The 1828-nt window shown below is 66.4% G+C and carries 1 protein-coding gene and 1 pseudogene; both read left to right on the plus strand.

The window, feature by feature from the left end:
• Window positions 1–303, plus strand: a pseudogene (locus ASG72_RS20975) (methyl-accepting chemotaxis protein); the annotation flags it as partial.
• Window positions 304–373: 70 nt separating this feature from the next.
• A partial coding sequence (locus ASG72_RS05740) for a methyl-accepting chemotaxis protein (protein WP_056710060.1) occupies window positions 374–1828 on the plus strand: 1455 nt, incomplete at its 3' end.

Here is a 1828-nt window from a genome sequence, read left to right on the forward strand (position 1 = left end):
GCGGCGTCCGAGCAGGTCTCGGCCACCTCCGAGGAGCTCGCCGGACAGGCCGAGCAGCTGCAGGGCACCATCGCCTTCTTCAAACTCGGCGAGCCCGGCCGCCGCGGCGGCGCCCAGCCGGCGCTGGACGTGGCGGTGAAGCAGCTGCGCGGCAAGGCCCAGGCCATGTCCTCTGCGCTGAAGCCGAAGAAGGCACCCGCCTCTTCAGCGGCGCGCACACCCAAAAAAGTCGCCAATGGCGGCTTCGCCTTCGACCTCGAGGACAGCAGCGATCAGCAAGACGCTGCCTTCCTGAGAAGCTGAGGTCGATCCCCTCCGCCGCCCCGCGAGCCGGGGTGGCGGAACCCTCCGCCTAAACATCGGGAACCTGCAGATGCGTATCACCATCAAGACAAAGCTTGCCGGCGCCTTCGGCGTCATCATTGCCCTCGCGATGGCTGCGGGTGGACTAGCCTACATGAAGCTCGACGAGATGACGCGGACCCAGGCGGTGCTCGTCGACTGGACCGGCCGCCTCGACAAGCTCGGGCAGATCCGGTCGAACCTGAACGCGTCGATCCGGGCCGAGAAAAACGCGATCCTCCTGTCCGACCCCACAGAAATCGCGAAGCGCAGCGCGACAGCCGTCGAGGGCCGGGAACGGGCAGGCCAGTTGGTCGCCGAATTGGCGGAAACCGCCATCCCCGACGCGAAGAAGCGCTGGCAGGAATTCATGCCGGTCCTGGCTGAATTCGCTGCCGTTCAGAAGGAGGTGCTGAGCAATGCCGCGCTCAACTCCGGCGTGCGCGCGGCTGAAGTCTGGTCGAAGGAAACGCTGCCGTTGAACACGGTCATCTCGAATCTGGTCAACCCCATCATCGCCGAACTCTCCCGCGACGATGCAAATCTCGGGCAGGTCCGTGCAGCGCTGGCGCTCCAGACGGTCCGGCTGGACTGGCTGCGGATGACGCGGGCGACGGGTACCCTGTTGAGCGCGACCAGCGTCGCCGACCTCGAGAAAGCCGTCAGCACACTCACGCAAAACGGTCGTGACCTGTCGGCGCGGCTGGAAGCGCGGCTGCGTCTGATGGACGCCGTCGGCATTTCGCACGCGCCTCTGCTCAAGGCCTATGAGGATGGCATCGCCAGCATGAACAAGGTTGTGCGGATCGCGGCCGAAGGTGGCAACATCAAAGCAACCGAACTCTCGTCCGGCCGCGGCATGACCATCGCGGGCACGATGATGGGCCTGCTGGGCCAGCAGATCGACATGATCAAGAAGACCGCGGCGCAGGCGGCGGCGGAAGCCGATGAACAGGCCGACATGGCCAAGCGGCTCCTGCTCGCCATCCTCGCGGCGACCCTGGTGATCGCGACCAGCGCCGCCTTCTGGATCGCGCTCAGCATCAGCCGCGGCCTGTCGAGCGCGGTGAGCCTCGCCGATGCGGTGGCGATCGGCGATCTCAGCCAGTCGATCACCGTGAAGAGCGACGACGAGATCGGCGATCTCGTCAAGGCGCTCAACAGCATGACCGAGAACCTCAACGCCACCGCCAATGTCGCCGATGCGATCGCCTCTGGCGATCTCGCCGTGGCGACCAAGCCACTCTCCGACAAGGACCGGCTCGGCATCTCGCTCGAGAACATGGTCACGCGGCTGCGCGAGGTCGTCGGCCAGGTGAATGCCGCGGCCGAGAACATGTCGACCGGCTCGCAGGAGCTCTCGGCCAGCGCCGATCAGCTCTCGCAGGGCTCGACCGAACAGGCGGCCTCGACCGAGGAGGCCTCCTCCTCGATGGAGCAGATGGCGGCCAATGTCCGCCAGAACGCCGAGAACGCCTCGACCACC

This window comes from Allobosea sp. Leaf344 (assembly GCF_001426225.1).
Classification (GTDB): Bacteria; Pseudomonadota; Alphaproteobacteria; order Rhizobiales; family Beijerinckiaceae; genus Allobosea.